The organism is Methylophaga sp. UBA4204, assembly GCF_002379485.1.
Lineage (GTDB): Bacteria > Pseudomonadota > Gammaproteobacteria > Nitrosococcales > Methylophagaceae > Methylophaga.
This window is the reverse complement of record NZ_DFTU01000006.1, coordinates 1-415: the sequence shown is the minus strand read 5'-3', so window position 1 is coordinate 415 and position 415 is coordinate 1. Positions and strand designations below refer to the sequence as shown.

2 protein-coding genes are annotated in these 415 nt (G+C 44.3%); both read left to right on the top strand.

Annotation, left to right across the window (positions count from 1 at the left end; genetic code table 11):
• The coding region (locus tag B3182_RS00720; protein WP_292751131.1) for a polyprenyl synthetase family protein at window positions 1-242 on the top strand (242 nt) is incomplete at its 5' end.
• A 15-nt stretch (window positions 243-257) separates the two neighbouring features.
• Window positions 258-415 (top strand): 1-deoxy-D-xylulose-5-phosphate synthase N-terminal domain-containing protein (locus B3182_RS00715; protein ID WP_292751143.1); only part of this gene is annotated, 158 nt, incomplete at its 3' end.

The window sequence follows — 415 nt, the reverse complement described above, 5'->3', positions numbered from 1 at the left end:
TGGCATTTCAGGTGCAGGACGATGTATTGGATGTGATCGCGGATACTGTTACCTTGGGGAAACAACAAGGTGCAGATATTGCTCGAAACAAACCTACCTACCCCGCTTTAATGGGACTTGAAGCCGCCCAGCAAAAGGCGCAGATGCTGGTGAAAGAGGCATTGACAGCATTGAATAATCTCGGAAATGAATGTTTAGCTCTGCGGGCACTGGCAACGTTTGTCGTGCAACGAACCTTTTAATCACATTGATTTAACATGACAAGTTTACTTGCACAAATCGACTCCCCTGCCCAATTACGTCAATTAGAACGTAAACAATTGGATCAATTAGCGATCGAAATCCGCGAATTAATAATTGATCAGATTCAGCAAACGGGTGGACATATTTCGTCAAATTTGGGGGTTGTCGAGCT